Source organism: Rummeliibacillus sp. SL167, from assembly GCF_007896505.1.
Lineage (GTDB): Bacteria > Bacillota > Bacilli > Bacillales_A > Planococcaceae > Rummeliibacillus > Rummeliibacillus suwonensis.
In genome coordinates, this window is record NZ_VCBM01000006.1 from 55,305 (window position 1) to 72,136 (window position 16,832).

The following is a 16,832-nucleotide window of genomic DNA, read 5'->3' on the forward strand; positions in this document are numbered from 1 at the left end:
AGATGAAATTATTAAAGAAAAGAAAATGGTTAATGGGAAGTTTCATAGCAGCATCGTTACTAGCGCTTTCGGCTTGTGGAGCTGCAGATAATTCAACAGGGGACACAAAAGAAGCAAATCATGCGGGACAAAAAAGTGGGGATAGTAAATATCACATAAGAGTAGGTTATTTAAAAGCGAATGGTGCACCGTTAGCAGATATTGCTGATTACGAAGGATTTTTCAAGAAGGAAAATTTAGATGTAGAATTTGTCCCATTTAACTCTTCAACAGATGGCGTAAATGCATTACAGTCGAACAAAATCGATGTTGGTTTAACCTTTGGTACTACGACTCCTTTAGCATTTATCGCTCAAGGTGCTGATTTAGATATTGTCGGCGGTCATATGGAAGGCGGTCACCCTGTATATATTCCAAAAGAAGATATTGGTAAATATAAATCCTTTGCTGATTTTAAGGGAAAAACGATTGGGGTCGTTCCATTAGGTGTACCAGATGTTGTATTTAAATCGGCCTTGAAAAAAGCAGGAGTAGATCTTGAAAAAGACGTAAAATTTGTTGAATTCAAAACGGTTGCGAATTTAATCGACGCTGCTGGTGCACGTAAAGTAGATATTGCCTTTGGAAACTCAGGATTTTTATCAAAAGCAAAAAGCCTTGGTTTAGAACCATTTGCATGGAGTAACGATGTGCAACCAGGACATGTTTGCTGCCGTGCTGTAACACGAGGAGATATTTCAAAGACGGATTCAGTTGCCTATAAGAAATTCTTAAAAGGCCTTATTCAAGCAGAACGAGTAAAACAAGATAGCCCTGAAACAGCACTAAAGGCTTCAAAAGAACGTATTAAACTGGATGATAAGACAGTAAACGAAATTGTCAATGAAAAACACTTAGTCAATTCAGCGGATCCAAGTAAAAAGCAAGTTGTGAAATTATGGGATGAAATGAAACAACTTGGTTATTTAAAAGATGGTGCAAATGTAGATTTGAATAAACATTTTAATCTTAAATTTTATGAAGAAGCTTTAAATGAATTGATCAAAGAAAATCCAGATGATGATTATTATAAGAAGATATTAGAACGCTATAAACAACAAAATCTATAAATGAGGGATTTTATGTTAAAACTAAAACAATATTCAATTACTTTCTTCATAGCAGTTGGGTTAGTAGGCATTTGGGTTTATATTACATCCTTTACCAGTTGGGTAAATCCAGTAATATTTCCCCCAGTATCTAAAATTATTGATGCGTTTGTAAAAGGGTTCCCAGATTTGCTAAAAGGGTTTGTTAGTTCAATGAGTTTATTAGTTCCAGCAATTTTTCTTTCGTTAGTATTAGGAATCGGTGGAGGGCTGTTCTTTGGCCTCCACCAAAAATCCAGGGAAATTTTATCACCCTTTTTTCATACATTTAGTCCATTACCACCAACTTTATTTATCCCATATGCAATTGCGTTATTACCAACGTTTAAGCTTGCATCTATTTTTATCTTGTTTATTGGTGCATTTTGGCCTATTTTTCTTGGTACTATCCAAGGTATTGCACTCATCGATAATCATTACTGGGATAATACAAAAACATTGGGGATTAAGGGAAAAGACTTTATCTTCAAAGTCGTTTTACCCGCAAGCGCACCTTATATTTTAAGTGGAACGGGAACAGCTTTAATACTGTCATTTATTGTTCTTATGATGGCAGAAATGTTTGGTGCCCAATCAGGTATGGGACATTTTGTTCAATACTATACAGACTTTTCGCAATATGACTATGTATTAGCGGGCATTATTTTTAACAGTATTATTATTTTAGCGATTATTGTTGCTTTCGAAAAAATAAAAAAACGCATTTTATTTTGGATGAACCTTAAAAGTGAGTGATGGAAACTAGATGCAATTGAAGCGGAGAAAAATCACAAAATGGCTGATTTTGCTGAGTTTGTTCATTTTACTAGTAGGGTGTCAGAAGCAGCAATCATCAGCGGATTCTATTGTTATTTTAGATACGAAGATGTACAGCAATAAAAAGCATATAAAAGTCAATGAACCTTTTATCGCAACAGCAGAAATAAAGGCTAAAAAGGATATCCATAAAGATACAACTGTAGAATTTGAGATTATCGAAAATGGCGTATCAGTAGGGACGGCTGAACCAACGTATAAAGGAAACGGCAAGTATTCATTGGAACTGATGTTTTCATCGAAGGGCGAACAGATTATTACTGCTCACATTAACTATAAAGATCACTATGAGATGCCTTTTCTAACATTGAACGTAGGCGAATGAGGTGAGGCTGATGGCTAAAACAAAAGAGCATAAAGCAAAAAACCGTAAAATTTTAAGAGGTGTTATTGCTTTCATCTTATTAGTGGCAGTTGGTTATGTCCTGTATAATGAAATATTTACAAAGCAACAAGCTACTCAAACAGCGGCTGATGGACCAAAAGCCCCTCCATTTTCATTGAGCGATTTAGATGGTGTTGAGCATAAGCTTGCGGATTATAAAGGAAAAGGTGTACTCATCAACTTTTGGGCGACTTATTGTCCACCTTGTAAAAAGGAAATGCCCTATTTAGAAAGTGCATACAAGGATTATAAAGACCAAGGAGTTGAAGTCCTTGCGATCGACGCGGGAGAACCGATGCTGATTGTCAATCAGTTTCTGGCTGATAAAAATGTAAGTTTCCCTATTTTATTGGATGATGGAGATGTACTTGATTCATATCAAATCATCAATTTGCCAAAAACTTTTTTAGTAAATAAAGATGGTGTAATCATAGACAAAATAGACGGCGAAATGACAGAAAAAGATATTCGAAAGTATATGGAACGAATAAAAGCAAAATAAAAATTCAAGTGACTTGATTTTATCCAGCAGAATTTAGACTATTTTCCATATATACTTGAATATTTAGATTTGGTTGTACAGCTTCAGATGGCGCTTTCCGTGAGCTTGACCTCAATCTCCTCCAACCCTGCACGGAGCATATGGTGTTGAGAGTACCCGGCGTTCGCTCGTGGGAAAAACGAGCCATCTGTAGCGGCAATCAGTTGAGGACAACAATTATAATCGACAGCCTTCAATAATCGACGCCTAAAAAATGATGTATATTTCACCTTTTTTACGCCTGTGGCATATTCTAAAACGAGTTCTCTATTGCATTATGCTTCAAAACCTACTAAAATAATAGAAGTAATATGGTTATGTAGGTAGTAAATCTAATTTTGTTAAATTGGATACATTTAAGAGGGGAAAAATATGAAGGTTGCTAAAAATATACATGAATTAATAGGTTCAACGCCGCTGCTAGAAATCACTCATTTTTCTATTCCAGAAGGCGTTCGAATTTTTGCTAAATTAGAGTATTTTAATCCTGGTGGCAGTGTTAAAGACCGCTTGGGTGTCGAGTTGCTAGAATCGGCTATTGCGAGTGGAGAGTTAAAGCCAGGCGGAACAGTTATTGAACCTACAGCTGGAAATACAGGCATTGGTCTAGCATTAGCTGCGATCAATCGGGGCATCAATGTCATTTTTTGTGTTCCTGAAAAGTTTAGTTTTGAAAAACAAGAAATTATGAAAGCATTAGGCGCTAAGATCGTTCATACGCCTTCAGAAGATGGAATGCGCGGTGCGATCGATAAAGCAAAAGAATTACTGAAAGAAATACCCAACTCCTATTGTCCTCAGCAATTTGCGAATCCTTCTAATCCAAATGCATATTATAAAACACTTGGACCTGAAATTTGGCAACAGCTAGATGGCAATGTAAATGTTTTTGTTGCTGGTGCTGGTACGGGTGGCACATTTATGGGTACAGCAAGATATTTAAAGGAAAAGAACCCAAATATAAAAACAGTCATTGTTGAACCAGAGGGATCTATCCTTAATGGTGGTAAACCTGGCTCTCATAAAACAGAAGGAACTGGAATGGAGTTTCTTCCAGTCTTTATGGATAAAACGTATTTTAATAGCATTCATACGATTCCAGACGAAGAAGCATTTCATCTTGTCAAAGAATTAGCAAGAAAAGAAGGCTTGTTAGTCGGAAGTTCTTCTGGCTCAGCTTTTGCAGCTGCTTTAAGGGAAGCGGCCATTTCACCAAAAGGTACTAATATCGTTGTCATTTTCCCTGATTCTAGTGATCGTTACTTAAGTAAAAAAATATATCAAGGTGGTATTTAAAGATGAGAAAAAAAACACAGTTAATCCACGGAGGTATTTTTGGAGATGACCATACTGGAGCTGTTTCAGTACCTATTTTCCAAGTAAGTACCTATAAACAAGATGGTCCAGGTAATCATCGAGGATACGAATATTCACGAACAGGGAATCCAACTCGACATGCCTTAGAAGTGCTCATCGCTGAATTAGAGAGCGGACAGCGCGGATTTGCTTTTGCATCAGGTATGGCAGCAACAACTGCTGTATTTATGTTGTTTAATCAAGGAGATCATGTGTTAGTAACAGATGATGTATACGGAGGCTCATTCCGCGTCATCACAAAGGTCTTGAGTCGTTTTGGGATTACAGCAACATTTATTGATACAAGCAATTTAGCTGAGATTGAAAAGAATATTCAACCCAATACAAAAGCAATCTTCCTTGAATCTCCAACGAATCCATTGTTGAAAATTACAGATATTGCTGAAATAACGAAAATAGCGAAGAAGAATAATTTATTAACCATTGTCGATAATACATTTGCGACTCCATACTGGCAAAATCCACTAACACTTGGTGCAGACATTGTTGTTCATAGTGCGACAAAATATCTTGGAGGACATAGTGATGTTGTAGCAGGCTTGGCTGTTGTGAATAGTGAAGAACTTGGAGAAAAACTTCATTTTATTCAAAATGCAACTGGAGGCGTGCTAGGACCTCAAGATTCTTGGTTGTTATTACGTGGGATCAAGACACTAGGTATTCGTATGGAAGAACATGAGTACAATGCACATAAAATTGCAGAATTCCTTGTTCAGCATGATCAGGTTTCAAAAGTTTATTATCCGGGATTAGTCAATCATCCAAATCATGAAATCGCGAAAAAACAGGCTCGTGGTTTTGGTGGAATGATTTCCTTTGATGTAGGAAGTGGCGAAAAGGCAGCAAAAGTACTAACAAGTGTTAAATACTTTACACTTGCTGAAAGTCTTGGTGCTGTTGAGAGTTTAATCTCTATTCCTGCACTTATGACACATGCTTCTATCCCAGCAGAACGCCGTGCGGAACTTGGTATCACGGATGGTCTAATTCGCATATCCGTTGGTCTTGAAGATGCTGAAGATTTGATTGAGGATTTGACACAAGCGTTGAATGCATAAAATAGAAAAGAACCAGCTCCAATATCCAAGAGCTAGTTCTTTTTTTATTTCTTAAAACTAATATGGTCATTTGTTGTTTGAGCACAAGCGTTTCAAATTTAATGGAACATGTTACTTTATCCTGTATGAACGATCTCCGACATCATGAACACAAGTAAAAAGCAAAAGGGATAAATAGATAGAATCAATTACTTGAGAAAACTTGACTGATCCCACTAATGCTCAGCGAGAGATGAAGAAAATCCCCATTGATGATTTTTTTCTTTATACAATTTTGCTAAAAAACGATTAAAGTTACTAAACAGCAGCAGCTTTAGTCGTTTTTTAGCTTTTTTAATCCACAAAAAATCTAGATTCTATTTATTTTCTATTTATTTAAAAAATTTTGTTCCATTTTCTCAGAAATATGTTAACCTATAATTAAAATGAGTTAACAAAGGAGATTGGGATATATAATGACATCAAATGTTTCTAGAACAAAAAGTAAATTTTCAACACTAGATATTGTTTATTGTGGTTTGTTCGCAACTTTAATGATGATTGGAGCGAATATTACATCTTTCGCGCCGTTTTTAGTAGTTGGCGGGGTGCCGATTACACTTCAACCGTTATTTGCCATTTTAGCAGGACTAGTTTTGGGTAGCCGTTTAGGGGCTGTTTCGATAACTGTTTATACACTTCTTGGTCTAGTAGGTGCGCCTGTATTTGCAAAATTCAGCGGTGGTTTCTCGTCTATTCTGAGTCCAACATTCGGATTCATCGTAACGTTTATTCTTTCCGCTTATGTTGCAGGAAAAATGGTTGAATATCGCCGTACAAAAACAATGTATATCACTGCAGCACTTGTAGGAATAGCTATTAATTATTTGATTGGTACGAACTGGATGTATTATGCGTATAAGCTTTGGGCAGCAGCACCAGAAGGTTTTACTTACAAAATGGCATGGTTTTGGATGATTCCACCACTTCCAAAGGATATTATTTTAGCTGTATTTGCCGGCATATTTGGGTACCGCTTACAAAAAATCATAAAGGTGGGGCATTAAGATGAATTACGAAAAGGTCGCAAATCAAGTAATCAATGGTTATCAAATTTCAGATGAAGAAGCGTTCAACATTTTAAATTGCCCAGATGTAGATTTATTGAAGTTATTAGATGCTTCCTATCAAATTCGTCATCATTATTTTGGCAACAAAGTAAAGCTTAACATGATTATTAATACGAAATCAGGGTTGTGTCCAGAAAACTGTGGCTATTGCTCGCAGTCCATTGTTTCAAAAGCGCCAATTGAAAAATATCCAATGATGAAACAAGCTGAAATTGTAGCTGGAGCAGATCGGGCAGCCTCCTTAAACGTAGGTACATATTGTATTGTTGCAAGTGGAAGAGGTCCGGTCGATCGAGAAATCGATATTGTTGTGAATTCAGTCAAAACGATTAAAGACAAGCATAAGGATATGACGATCTGTGCGTGTTTAGGAATTTTGAAGCCTGAACAAGCGGAACGTTTAAAATCGGCTGGTGTAGATCGCTACAATCATAATATCAACACATCCGCTAGAAATTATAGGAACATTACAACAACGCATACATATGATGATCGTGTGCAAACTGTTAAACAAGCAAAAGCAGCTGGTATCTCACCATGTTCTGGTGTAATCGTTGGTATGAAGGAAACACAACAGGATGTTATTGATATGGCAAGAAGTTTACGAGCACTAGATGCGGATTCAATTCCTGTTAATTTTTTAAATGCTATTGAAGGGACACCGCTGGAAGGAACACATGAACTAACGCCTCGTTATTGTCTAAAAGTATTAGCGTTATTCCGTTTTATCAATCCGACAAAGGAAATACGGGTTTCTGGTGGCCGCGAAGTGAACCTAGGCTCATTACAACCATTAAGCTTGTACCCGGCAAATTCTATTTTCTTAGGCGACTATCTTACAACAGATGGACAACCAGGTGTTGAAGATAAGAAAATGCTCGAAGAAATGGGATTCGAAATTGATCTAGCCCCATTGCATGAGAGTGCTTGTATGTAAAATAATTAAGATTTTTCTATTAAAAAAATGGGGTGTCCAGAAAGTATTCGGACAACCCCATCTTTGTATAGGAATGACTAGCTTAGTTTTTTTATGAAGACTACTTTTAAATAATTAAATTCCGGAAAGTCTCGATTTGCTCGAAAATCCTTTGGTAGTCCATATTGGTCGATTATTTTATATTTTGTATTTGTTTCTTTAAATGCCTGTTCGATAAAAGATTTGAATTTCTTCATCCCAAAGCTTGCATTATTGGTGGAAGCAACAATAATACCATTCTTTTCAGTAATAGCAATGGCATCTGCCAACAATTTTGGATAGTCCTTTGCAGTAGAGAAGGTCATCTTTTTAGTACGTGCAAAACTTGGAGGATCTAAAACGACTAAATCGAATTTCAATTCATGTCGAATAGCATATTTAAAGTAGTGGAATACATCCATAACCTTAATATCTTGAGCTTCAAAATCAATGCCATTGACACTGAATTGTTCGATTGTTTTGGCTAGACTTCGCTTTGCAAGATCAACACTAGTTGTTTTGCGAGCGCCCCCTAATGCAGCAGCTACTGAAAAAGCACCTGTATAAGAAAATGTATTGAGCATATTCGTTCCTTTAGCGTAACGATCACGAATCGCGCGTCGGACATCGCGTTGATCAAGGAAAATACCTGTCATTGCACCATCATTTAAGTTAATGGCGAAGTTCATGTCATTTTCTTTCACTATGATAGGAAAGTCGCCTGCAGTTCCCATTACAAAATCGTCTTGATCCACATATTGACCTTTCGTATCGAAACGTTTTTTCTCATAGATTGCTTTGTAATCAACGAATTCATTTAAAGCGTTATAAATGTATTCCTTAAAAGAATATATTCCTTCACTATACCAACTCGCCATATAATATCCATCAAAATAGTCGATGGTTAAGCCACCAATACCATCACCTTCACCATTGAAGATACGGAAAGCGGTAGTTTCATCATTATGGAAAAACTCTTCACGATGGGATAGGGCTATTTTAATCTTTTTATTAAAGAAAGATTGATCGATTTGTTCATGCTCTTTTGTAGTTAAAATCCAGCCGATTCCTTTATTTTGAAGACCGTAATAACCAGTTCCAATATAGCGGTTATGCTGATCTACTAAACGAACAATTTCACCTTCTTCCAAAGGTTCTTTGTGTTGAGTGGCATCTTTTAATATGAGTGAATAGCCTCTTTTTAGTTCAGGAACATACTTGGGGTCTATTCGTAAAGTACGTATATTTGTCATCTTGTCATCCTTAAGGTTTATTTTCCTCATTATCGCATTTTTTCGGAAGAAATGCGAAAGTAAGTATCTTATATGAACGCCGAAAAAGAATACGCTCTTCTCAATGAGCGATACTAAAAAAGCATTTTGACTTAAAAGAGCTCAAAATGTTTTTTTAGCTCTTTATATGTAAAAAATGTCCAATAAAATGGCTGAAGTATTAAAAACCAAGTGAATATTAGCCATTTTGTATTATTTGTAATAAAAAGTAATGACATTGTAAATGAAATTGCGTTGTTTCTTTACCGTGATTTCACTAAGATTAGTACATAAGTTAATAAATATTTAACGAATTGCATTGAATAAATCAAAAAAAGACTAAAATATTGGAGGTACAATATCTACATGAATAAGAAAAGCGTATTAGCAAGTACATTAACCTTAGCATTAGGCCTTGGTACATTATTAGGGGCAGCTCCTCAAGAACAAGTCCAAACTCAAACTCCAACTAAAACTAATATTCATCAAAATTTACATATAACAACTGTTTCAAGTTCCAAAGCGGTTAAATTTTCAGGAAAATACAAAACAACAGCAGCTCTTAATATGAGAAAAGGAGCTTCAACAAAATATAAAAGAATTACAACTCTCAAAAAAGGAGCAGTTGTAACAGCTAAATATAAGAAAACGACAAGCGGTAAAAAATGGTATAAAGTAAAATATAAAAGCAAATATGGCTGGGTTTCAGCTTCATATGTGAAAAAGTACAAAAAAGCAAAAAAAGTTTCTAGTGCAGTAGCTGCAAGTAAAGTTATTAGTGCTGGTAAGAAGTATTTAGGAGTACCTTATGTATGGGGAGGTATGTCACCATCAGGATTCGATTGTTCAGGTTTTACAGCATATGTTTACAAAAAAGCGGGTTATGGTACATTGCCTCATAGCAGCCGTACACAATATTCTGTTACAAAACGAGTAAGTAAACCGGCTGTTGGTGATTTAATCTTCTTTGGTGCAACACCAAGTAGTCGTTCTATTACTCATGTAGGAATTTATGCAGGAAATAACTTAGTGCTACATGCAGCAGGTAACAAAGTTCAAATCCAAAGTGTAGCAAAAGGAAGCTATTGGGCTCCACGTATTATTGGTTATGGTTCACTATAAGTAAAATAATTAATAGCTATCTGAAAAGTCATGTTTGATAAAAAAACAATTCTTCAACTCTTCAACTAGTCAATAAGGATCTGCTCATTCTAATTTTTAGAGAGGAGCAGGTCTTTTTTTTGCGACGAAAGCGAAGCGGCAGGAGCAGGTCTTTTTTTGCGACGAAAGCGAAGCGGCAGGAGCAGGTCTTTTTTTGCGACGAAAGCGAAGCGGCAGGAGCAGGTCTTTTTTTTGCGACGAGAGCGAAGCGGCAGGAGCAGGTCTTTTTTGCGACGAAAGCGAAGCGGCAGGAGCAGGTCTTTTTTGCGACGAGAGCGAAGCGGCAGGAGCAGATTCTTGTTTATCGAACAGATACTTGTTTGCATTGTTTAAGATGATTGACATTGATTTCGGGAGCGGATAGAGCCTCTGGCGAATATTACGGATTTTGAAGAGGAGTTTTTTCGAACAGGCTTGAAAAGGACAATTGCTTCTCAGCGTAATGGTAATGGATCTTTTGCATCCTGATGATCTCTTCTCCATGTTTTAATTCTTCAGTATCTACATAAAAAGCTCTAAGTAAGAGAAAATGCGATCTCTCACTAGAGCTCTCGTTTAAGCTTTTGTGGCAGCACCAATGCTAGAAACGATTTCTGCAATGACAATTTGGCTGCCAAGTAATGGTGATTCCTTTGGTGCTTCTCCTGATTTAGGTTCTGGACGTTTATGGGCTTGTTTAAAAGCATCGCTTTCACGCCATTTTTTAAAGCCTTCGAGGTTTTTCCAATACATATTAACGCTCATCTCATCATATTCTTCAAAATCTTTGCAAACAGCAACTTCTACTTTTACAAATCCCTCAAATGACTGCAATGCACCTGGACGTGTGAAGTTGGGCGCCATTTTTTCTGCGAAGCCTTTTTTTACTTTGATGCGGTTAGTGACTACGTACATTTAGAATCGCTCCTTTAGAATCAATAGTATGTTTTCAAAGAAAGCGTATATCAAATGGAGTCTTTAAAGCAAATGAGAGCCATTGCAAAAGGAAGATTTTCGTTAATCTTGGGGTTGTGAGGAGTGGAGATCAAAGCGTTTGTCTGCAGCCAAACAGAGAAATATTAAGTATTCATTGTATCAAACAAAAACTAAAAACACATCAGTAGCATTGAGGGTGGGCTACTGATGTTTATAAGGAGAGTCTTTCATTTGTCATGCAATATCCAACTTTATACAATATAAAGCGATGTACCACAATTGCATAACGTCACTAACATGTTGATGTCAGTCATTAGAATAAAGGAGGGTCTAATTCCAACTATTCTAATTGGATATATTATAAAATGTAAAAGTGATATTTGCAATACTAATAATATAAAAATAGTGAAAAATCAAAAGTTTTTGAATTAAATTGGATACTAGTACAACAATAAGCATGCTGTTGAACCTTTAATTGTGCATTTGCACAAATTTTCTGGAGAAGAAGAAGATTGCTAGAATAATGCCATGAATTCCTGTAAAATATGAGAAAGAATATTCAGAATAATCATTGATCTTTTTAGCGATGTATATACAAATTAAGGGGTGATTGTATGTTAAAAAGATTGCTCAGGTTTTTAGGATTTATAACAGATGAGTTGGATGATGATTATGACGACACAATACACCATTACAATTCATGAAAGTAAAAAATAGCCGACTCGGAATATTTTTTGATTCCAAGCCGGCTATTTTATTTTTGAATTGATAAACTTAATTTGATGGATAGAATTGGATCATTAACACATCTGATAATAAATGGCATTATACATTTTGAAACCCTATTGATTTTAAATAAATTTTTCTTTTTTGAGCATATTTTTAATTTCATCTTTCGTCAATAAAGAATTTTCAATTTTTTTTATTTGTGGATCGATCGTAGAAGCGCCTTTTTGGTTGGCAGAGATTAATAGCAAATCTTCATCAAGTGAGGATGCAAGGTCTTTCTCATTTTCTGCTATAAGCACTTCTTTTAATTTTTCACCTGGTCTAATACCAATTTCAATGATTTTCACATCGCTTTTCCCTGAATGCTCAATAAGAACTTCAGCCAAATCAATGATTCGGAAAGCGTCCATATTCATCACAAATGTTTCTCCGCCTTGAGAAATACGGGCTGCTTTTAACAATCTTACAATAGCTTCTCTAGGAGAAACAAAATAGCGAATCATTCTTTTATCCGTTATATGGACTTCTCCTAATTCTGCAATCTGCTTTTGGAAGAGCGGGAGTACACTACCACTACTCCCTAATACATTGCCCCCTCGAACACATGAAAATTTAGTATCAGACAATTTACTATTAGCATGGATGATTAGTTTTTCACCGAGCGCCTTTGTCATTCCATAAGTATTAGCGGGATCAGCTGCCTTATCAGTAGATACATAAATCACTTTTTTTATATGGTTTTCTACTGCCGCATCAATGACATTTTGTGTACCTAATATGTTGGTTTTGATGGATTCTACAGGGTTTTCCTCACATATTGGAACATGTTTAAGTGCCGCTAGGTGAAATAAATAATCAACGCCTTCTGTGGCTGCTAATAGTGCTGCTTTATCTCTTATATCCCCTATGAAAAAGAACAGATTATCATTAGCCATCTTTCTTCTTAGTTCAACTTGGCTGTTTTCATTTCTTGAATAGACGATTATTTTTTTGGGGTGAAATGTAAGAAGCTGACGAATCAATTCTTCTCCCCAAGAACCAGTCCCCCCTGTTACGAGTATGGTTGAGTCCTTATACACAGTAGCTCCTCCTATAATACCGCTAACAGTATTTAGATTATTGTTCAAGTTTGATACCACTAAGGATTTGATCCCAAAGATGATGGTTTCCTTCCCATTTATCATAATTTGGAAAATCAACTGCGTACACATTTGGAAGCGGCCAGTTTTTTTCCACAATGCCACTCACATGTGTGTGGTTGATAAGCAAAATACTGAAATCATTTTTGACTAAATTTCTTAAAACAGCTTGCAATCCTACTACATCCTCAAAGCTTCCTTCAGTTCTTACAAAAAGAATCCGTTTAGCTGTTTCCATTTTTTCGAGGAAACGTTTTGTCCGTCGATTATATTTTTCCATCACCTCATCGTAAGAACCAAGATAAGTTAAAGAGTTCTTGTCTGTTCCGAAGTCGTGATTGGATACAAAGTGATAATGATCATCAGAAACACAAATCATGTGTGGTACACCAGGACCAACAATTCTTAAATTTCCAAATCTCATGAGTCCTTGGAATCTATTTTGTAGCAATAAGTTAACTTTTGATAATTCGGGAGTGGCTGCCCAGTCGAATACTCCAGAATAAGGTCGGAGTTGATGTTTTTTTAATTGAATGGAAGTCAAACACAAATCACCTAAGCTAAATATTGCATCATAATTTCCCATTAATTCTTGTCTATTCATTTTGCACCTCTCCTGTAAGAGTTTTAATGTTGTCAAAGAGATGGAGGCGAGTATAAATAATGATTAATGAATCAAAAGAATATAAACTCCTTTTAAGTATTTAGCTAGGTTTAAGGAGTATTGCTTACACTACCCAAAACTCAAAAGATGAAGACTGGGGCTGCCTAAGAAAGTTCCGCAAAATAAAAATCCTCTATGCTTTCCGCAAGCCAAGCACGAATCATACCATTCCTAATTCTTTACCTAGCTGTCATATCCGTGTTTTTTCTTGTGAGTCTATGTGTATTTTTCTTTTGAGACAGCCCCAGAGTGATCGATTGTAAAGTGTGACATCAACAATTGACATCTTCAAGCTCGCATGTACAGTGTATTTCCTAATCTAGATGAGGAAAATACATGATCAACTCGTTAAATATAAAGCTTTACCATCTATCCCGCGTTAACGGGCAGTATGACCTCCACCTCTAGGTTTAGAGAGAAACGAGAAAGGATAAGTGGAGGATTAACTGCCCATAAAAGCCCGATCGGTTCAGCTACCCATCAGTGGGGGATAATCCCACTGATGAAAGTTTCACTCTATCCGATTGTTTTTGGATAGAAATTCACGATTTCAAGAACAATTGGGCTACCAGCAGGGATTTCAGATTCTTCTGGGACAGAAATGATTAATGATCCAATCCCTTGTTCACCTGCTGTATATGCAAAGGTATCATCCATTTGTAATACACCGTTTACAAAAACATGGAAATAGTTATTATTTAAATTAAGAACGGGTAAAGTTTCTACCACTTCTCCTGAGTCGTTTAAAAAATCATTTGTATTAATTTTATAGGTTGTTAAACTTTGAACAGTTTCAGGTACTTCGTAAAATAAACGTGTTACTAATGGTGAAGTTGAAAAATTTTGATGACTATTGATGGCAAGCTTAAGAATCTTTAATGCCAAGAAATCACTCCTTTTTGTTTTTTCATAGCATCATATGTAGTAAAAAAGTTTTGACTCGGGACATTGGTAAGGTAAAAAGCAAAAATAAGAATTTTTTCCTAATTCGAACCATTTTTTAAAAAAGTACATATTAATAAGAAAAAAGCCTTTTTACTGAAAAACAGGAGGAATGTTATGCAGAGAAAAAAGGATACATTAGGTAATTCATCAGCTCGTCCACTACTCCTTCCTTTCCCAAAGCTAATAACAAAGCCACTTTATTTGAAGCCACCGAGTAAAATCAAAACCACAGAGTTTTATACGATATCAGATGGGTGGAAGAAAACATACACGATCGAGGACTGTATGGAGAATGCGGGAGAGCAAAACATAAAAGATGTTTCTGAAGTATCTTTGATCAATCTTTTTATTAATGGTGTTTTGCAGCCTAAAGTTAACTATGAAGTAAGAATGGGGAAAATTATTTTAAAAACGGTAGACGCACCAGCTAAAGGTTCTCCTATCATACTTCAAATGATCACCGTCTAGCGATTTCTCCATATAAATAAGCAGTAAGCTCCTTACATCAAGAAGCGAGGAGCAGGCAGAGAATAGGAAAGGGAACAACGATTAGTTAAAAGCACGATTGGTTCGGGCGGGCAGGATGTTGATCACTCAGATGTTACCACAGGACGTGGCGCCTTTCACTTCCGTTCCTCTATTTAATGGGAGATGAAGAAAATCTCTACTGAGGAAGTTTCACTTTATTCATTTGAAATAGTCATTCGTTTAGAAAAAAAGGATAGGGCTGCATATTCTAAAAATATGTAAATCAAATAAAGGAGACCTGATATGAAAATTTTGCTTGCCACTTATTGGAATGTCCCTCATCTTGGTGGTGTATGGAACTATATGCAACAGCTTAAGAAAAGCTTGGAGGAACGGGGGCATGAGGTAGATTTAATGGGATACGGAGAAGAAAATACAATCATCCATAAAGTAAATACAGGAGAGAAAGTCGAAAAAAGCAAACTTCTTCCTTTCCTTCAAGCTAAATTTCCTCTTTATATGTACCCGAATGTTTACACGAATAAGCTTGTCGAATTTTCTGAGTTTCACAGATACCTCTTTGAATTAGGCGCTACGTATTTGGGATTAGAAAAATATGATCTTATTCATACACAAGATGTTATATCTACTGCCTCCATTAAACGTGTCAAACCTCAAAATACACCACTTATTGCAACTCTTCATGGTTCAGTAGCTCATGAAATTAGGCATCAACTAACGACTATCCACCAATCCCCTACATCTCACATGGCTAGAGAATATTATGACGAACTAGAACGTCTTGGAGCAACTTCTTCAGATTTAACGATTGTAGCAAACCATTGGCTAGAAAATATTTTACGCGACGAATTTGGGGTTCCTCAACACCAGCTTCGCGTCCTTCATTATGGATTTGATAGCGAAGAATTTATTAAACAAAAAAGTAAACAGTCTTACATTGATCGTCCAATCAATAAGAAAGTGATCATTTACTCAGGGAGACTTACGGAACTGAAAGGAGTTAATTACCTTATTCAGGCACTAGCCAATTTAAAAGCGATACGTCAGGATTGGATTTGTTGGATCGTAGGGACCGGAGATAAGCAGGAAGAGCTTCAATCATTAACGAAATCATTAAATTTAGATAATGACATTTTCTTTTTAGGTAGTCGTGATGACGTACCGGCACTACTTTCTAAAGCAGATATATATGTACTTCCTTCTATTATAGAAAACCAGCCCTTATCTTTAATTGAAGCACAGCTAGCAGGAAAACCTTCTATTGTAAGTAATGTTGGTGGATTACCTGAAATGATTGAGAACAATATCACGGGGCTATTAGTTGAACCCAAAGATGTATATGGTCTTTTCATAAGCTTAAACCGGTTATTGACGGATTCGTTATTTGCCAAAAATCTAGGCGAAAATGCGAAAAAATGGGGAATGACACATTGGTCATTTGAAAATGGTATCAGAAATCTATTAAAAGCTTATGATGAAGTATTATTAAAGAAGAAAACAGGTGATATAAATGGGTAAATATACAGGAAGTTTGAAAAAATGGTATAGTTCATTATTTAAAAAAAATGGGGAAAAAGACATCAGCGAATCTATAGATGAATTTAGTATAAATGAGGTGAATGTGGAAGAACTTAGTGTGAACGAAGAACCTCAGCCAAACATAGTCCAAGTCGAACATACTTATCAAAATAATGTTCAGACCAGTATTTCCACAGAAACTCCAATTCTTTTATACGATGGGAAATATGATGACCTTTTTTTAACGCCAACCGCTACAATCCCTAAATCAATCGTACGTGAAGAATTTTGGGATGTTATAAAAGAGAGATTACCAGAAGATTACACAATCCCTTGCCAGTCATCCAAGTATCTTTATAATATTTATTTTTAAATCAATTTCATCATGCAAAATTTGAAGAAAAAGCACGAACGGTCCATTCAAAAATTTTTATCAAGTTTAGAGTTGTGAAGCGGATGGTGACGCCGGCGGGAAAAGCTTGAACTGAAAGGTCCACAGGAAAAAGCTTGAGGAACAGAATCCAAAAGTGTCACGTCCTATGACAACGGCTTCACATCTGTCACTTACGCTTTGCGGAGAAACTCTGGTGCCAACATCATGTTGGGACGATG

General features: G+C 36.1%; 18 protein-coding genes. 12 read left to right on the forward strand and 6 right to left on the reverse strand.

Annotated elements, in window-relative coordinates; genetic code table 11:
* Positions 1-2: 2 nt before the first annotated feature.
* The 8 genes from FEZ13_RS18295 (at position 3) to bioB (ending at position 7,371) form a co-directional block, all read left to right on the forward strand.
* Positions 3-1,109, forward strand: a complete 1,107-nt coding sequence (locus FEZ13_RS18295; RefSeq protein WP_146550640.1) for an ABC transporter substrate-binding protein — start codon at positions 3-5, stop codon at positions 1,107-1,109.
* 12 nt (positions 1,110-1,121) lie between these two features.
* The gene (locus FEZ13_RS18300; protein ID WP_255473246.1) at positions 1,122-1,883 is read left to right on the forward strand and encodes an ABC transporter permease; all 762 of its coding nucleotides are present in this window, start codon (positions 1,122-1,124) and stop codon (positions 1,881-1,883) included.
* Between the two features lie 10 nt (positions 1,884-1,893).
* Positions 1,894-2,289: a hypothetical protein gene (locus FEZ13_RS18305; protein WP_146553853.1), complete on the forward strand. Its 396-nt coding sequence runs from the start codon at positions 1,894-1,896 to the stop codon at positions 2,287-2,289.
* Between the two features lie 10 nt (positions 2,290-2,299).
* Complete coding sequence (resA, locus tag FEZ13_RS18310; protein WP_146553854.1) at positions 2,300-2,851, forward strand: thiol-disulfide oxidoreductase ResA; 552 nt, start codon at positions 2,300-2,302, stop codon at positions 2,849-2,851.
* A gap of 411 nt (positions 2,852-3,262) precedes the next feature.
* Entirely contained in the window at positions 3,263-4,186 is a 924-nt protein-coding gene (locus tag FEZ13_RS18315; protein ID WP_146553855.1) for a PLP-dependent cysteine synthase family protein, read from the forward strand.
* Positions 4,187-4,188: 2 nt separating this feature from the next.
* On the forward strand, positions 4,189-5,325 hold the full coding sequence (locus FEZ13_RS18320) for a bifunctional cystathionine gamma-lyase/homocysteine desulfhydrase (RefSeq protein ID WP_146553856.1): 1,137 nt from the start codon (positions 4,189-4,191) through the stop codon (positions 5,323-5,325).
* A 455-nt stretch (positions 5,326-5,780) separates the two neighbouring features.
* Positions 5,781-6,371 (forward strand): biotin transporter BioY, encoded by a 591-nt coding sequence (locus FEZ13_RS18325; RefSeq protein ID WP_146553857.1) that lies wholly within the window; start codon positions 5,781-5,783, stop codon positions 6,369-6,371.
* A gap of 1 nt (position 6,372) precedes the next feature.
* Positions 6,373-7,371 (forward strand): biotin synthase BioB, encoded by a 999-nt coding sequence (gene bioB / locus FEZ13_RS18330; protein ID WP_146553858.1) that lies wholly within the window; start codon positions 6,373-6,375, stop codon positions 7,369-7,371.
* A gap of 77 nt (positions 7,372-7,448) precedes the next feature.
* Here the strand turns inward: bioB and FEZ13_RS18335 are convergent, their stop codons facing one another.
* A complete protein-coding gene (locus FEZ13_RS18335; RefSeq protein WP_146553859.1) occupies positions 7,449-8,642 on the reverse strand; it encodes a class I SAM-dependent rRNA methyltransferase in 1,194 nt (397 codons plus the stop codon).
* Positions 8,643-9,026: 384 nt separating this feature from the next.
* On the opposite strand from FEZ13_RS18335, the gene FEZ13_RS18340 reads away from it, so the two are divergent.
* A complete protein-coding gene (locus FEZ13_RS18340) occupies positions 9,027-9,782 on the forward strand; it encodes a C40 family peptidase (protein ID WP_146553860.1) in 756 nt (251 codons plus the stop codon).
* A gap of 96 nt (positions 9,783-9,878) precedes the next feature.
* Here the strand turns inward: FEZ13_RS18340 and FEZ13_RS18345 are convergent, their stop codons facing one another.
* The 5 genes from FEZ13_RS18345 to FEZ13_RS18365 all read right to left on the reverse strand — a co-directional run bounded on the left by FEZ13_RS18345 (position 9,879) and on the right by FEZ13_RS18365 (position 14,153).
* Positions 9,879-10,304, reverse strand: a complete 426-nt coding sequence (locus tag FEZ13_RS18345; protein WP_146553861.1) for a hypothetical protein — start codon at positions 10,302-10,304, stop codon at positions 9,879-9,881.
* 72 nt (positions 10,305-10,376) lie between these two features.
* Positions 10,377-10,715 carry a heme oxygenase gene (locus FEZ13_RS18350; protein WP_146550628.1) on the reverse strand — a complete coding sequence of 113 codons (339 nt, stop codon included), beginning with the start codon at positions 10,713-10,715 and terminating at the stop codon, positions 10,377-10,379.
* Between the two features lie 872 nt (positions 10,716-11,587).
* The gene (locus FEZ13_RS18355; RefSeq protein WP_146553862.1) at positions 11,588-12,544 is read right to left on the reverse strand and encodes a polysaccharide biosynthesis protein; all 957 of its coding nucleotides are present in this window, start codon (positions 12,542-12,544) and stop codon (positions 11,588-11,590) included.
* 37 nt (positions 12,545-12,581) lie between these two features.
* Positions 12,582-13,208 (reverse strand): DUF1796 family putative cysteine peptidase, encoded by a 627-nt coding sequence (locus tag FEZ13_RS18360; protein ID WP_146553863.1) that lies wholly within the window; start codon positions 13,206-13,208, stop codon positions 12,582-12,584.
* 576 nt (positions 13,209-13,784) lie between these two features.
* Positions 13,785-14,153, reverse strand: a complete 369-nt coding sequence (locus FEZ13_RS18365) for a DUF4183 domain-containing protein (RefSeq protein WP_146550625.1) — start codon at positions 14,151-14,153, stop codon at positions 13,785-13,787.
* 174 nt (positions 14,154-14,327) lie between these two features.
* On the opposite strand from FEZ13_RS18365, the gene FEZ13_RS18370 reads away from it, so the two are divergent.
* From FEZ13_RS18370 to FEZ13_RS18380, 3 genes are all read left to right on the forward strand, one after another.
* Positions 14,328-14,681: a DUF4183 domain-containing protein gene (locus tag FEZ13_RS18370; RefSeq protein WP_146553864.1), complete on the forward strand. Its 354-nt coding sequence runs from the start codon at positions 14,328-14,330 to the stop codon at positions 14,679-14,681.
* 303 nt (positions 14,682-14,984) lie between these two features.
* Complete coding sequence (locus FEZ13_RS18375) at positions 14,985-16,220, forward strand: glycosyltransferase family 4 protein (protein WP_146553865.1); 1,236 nt, start codon at positions 14,985-14,987, stop codon at positions 16,218-16,220.
* Entirely contained in the window at positions 16,213-16,593 is a 381-nt protein-coding gene (locus FEZ13_RS18380; protein WP_146553866.1) for a hypothetical protein, read from the forward strand. Before FEZ13_RS18375 ends, FEZ13_RS18380 begins: the two co-directional genes overlap by 8 nt.
* Positions 16,594-16,832: the final 239 nt, after the last annotated feature.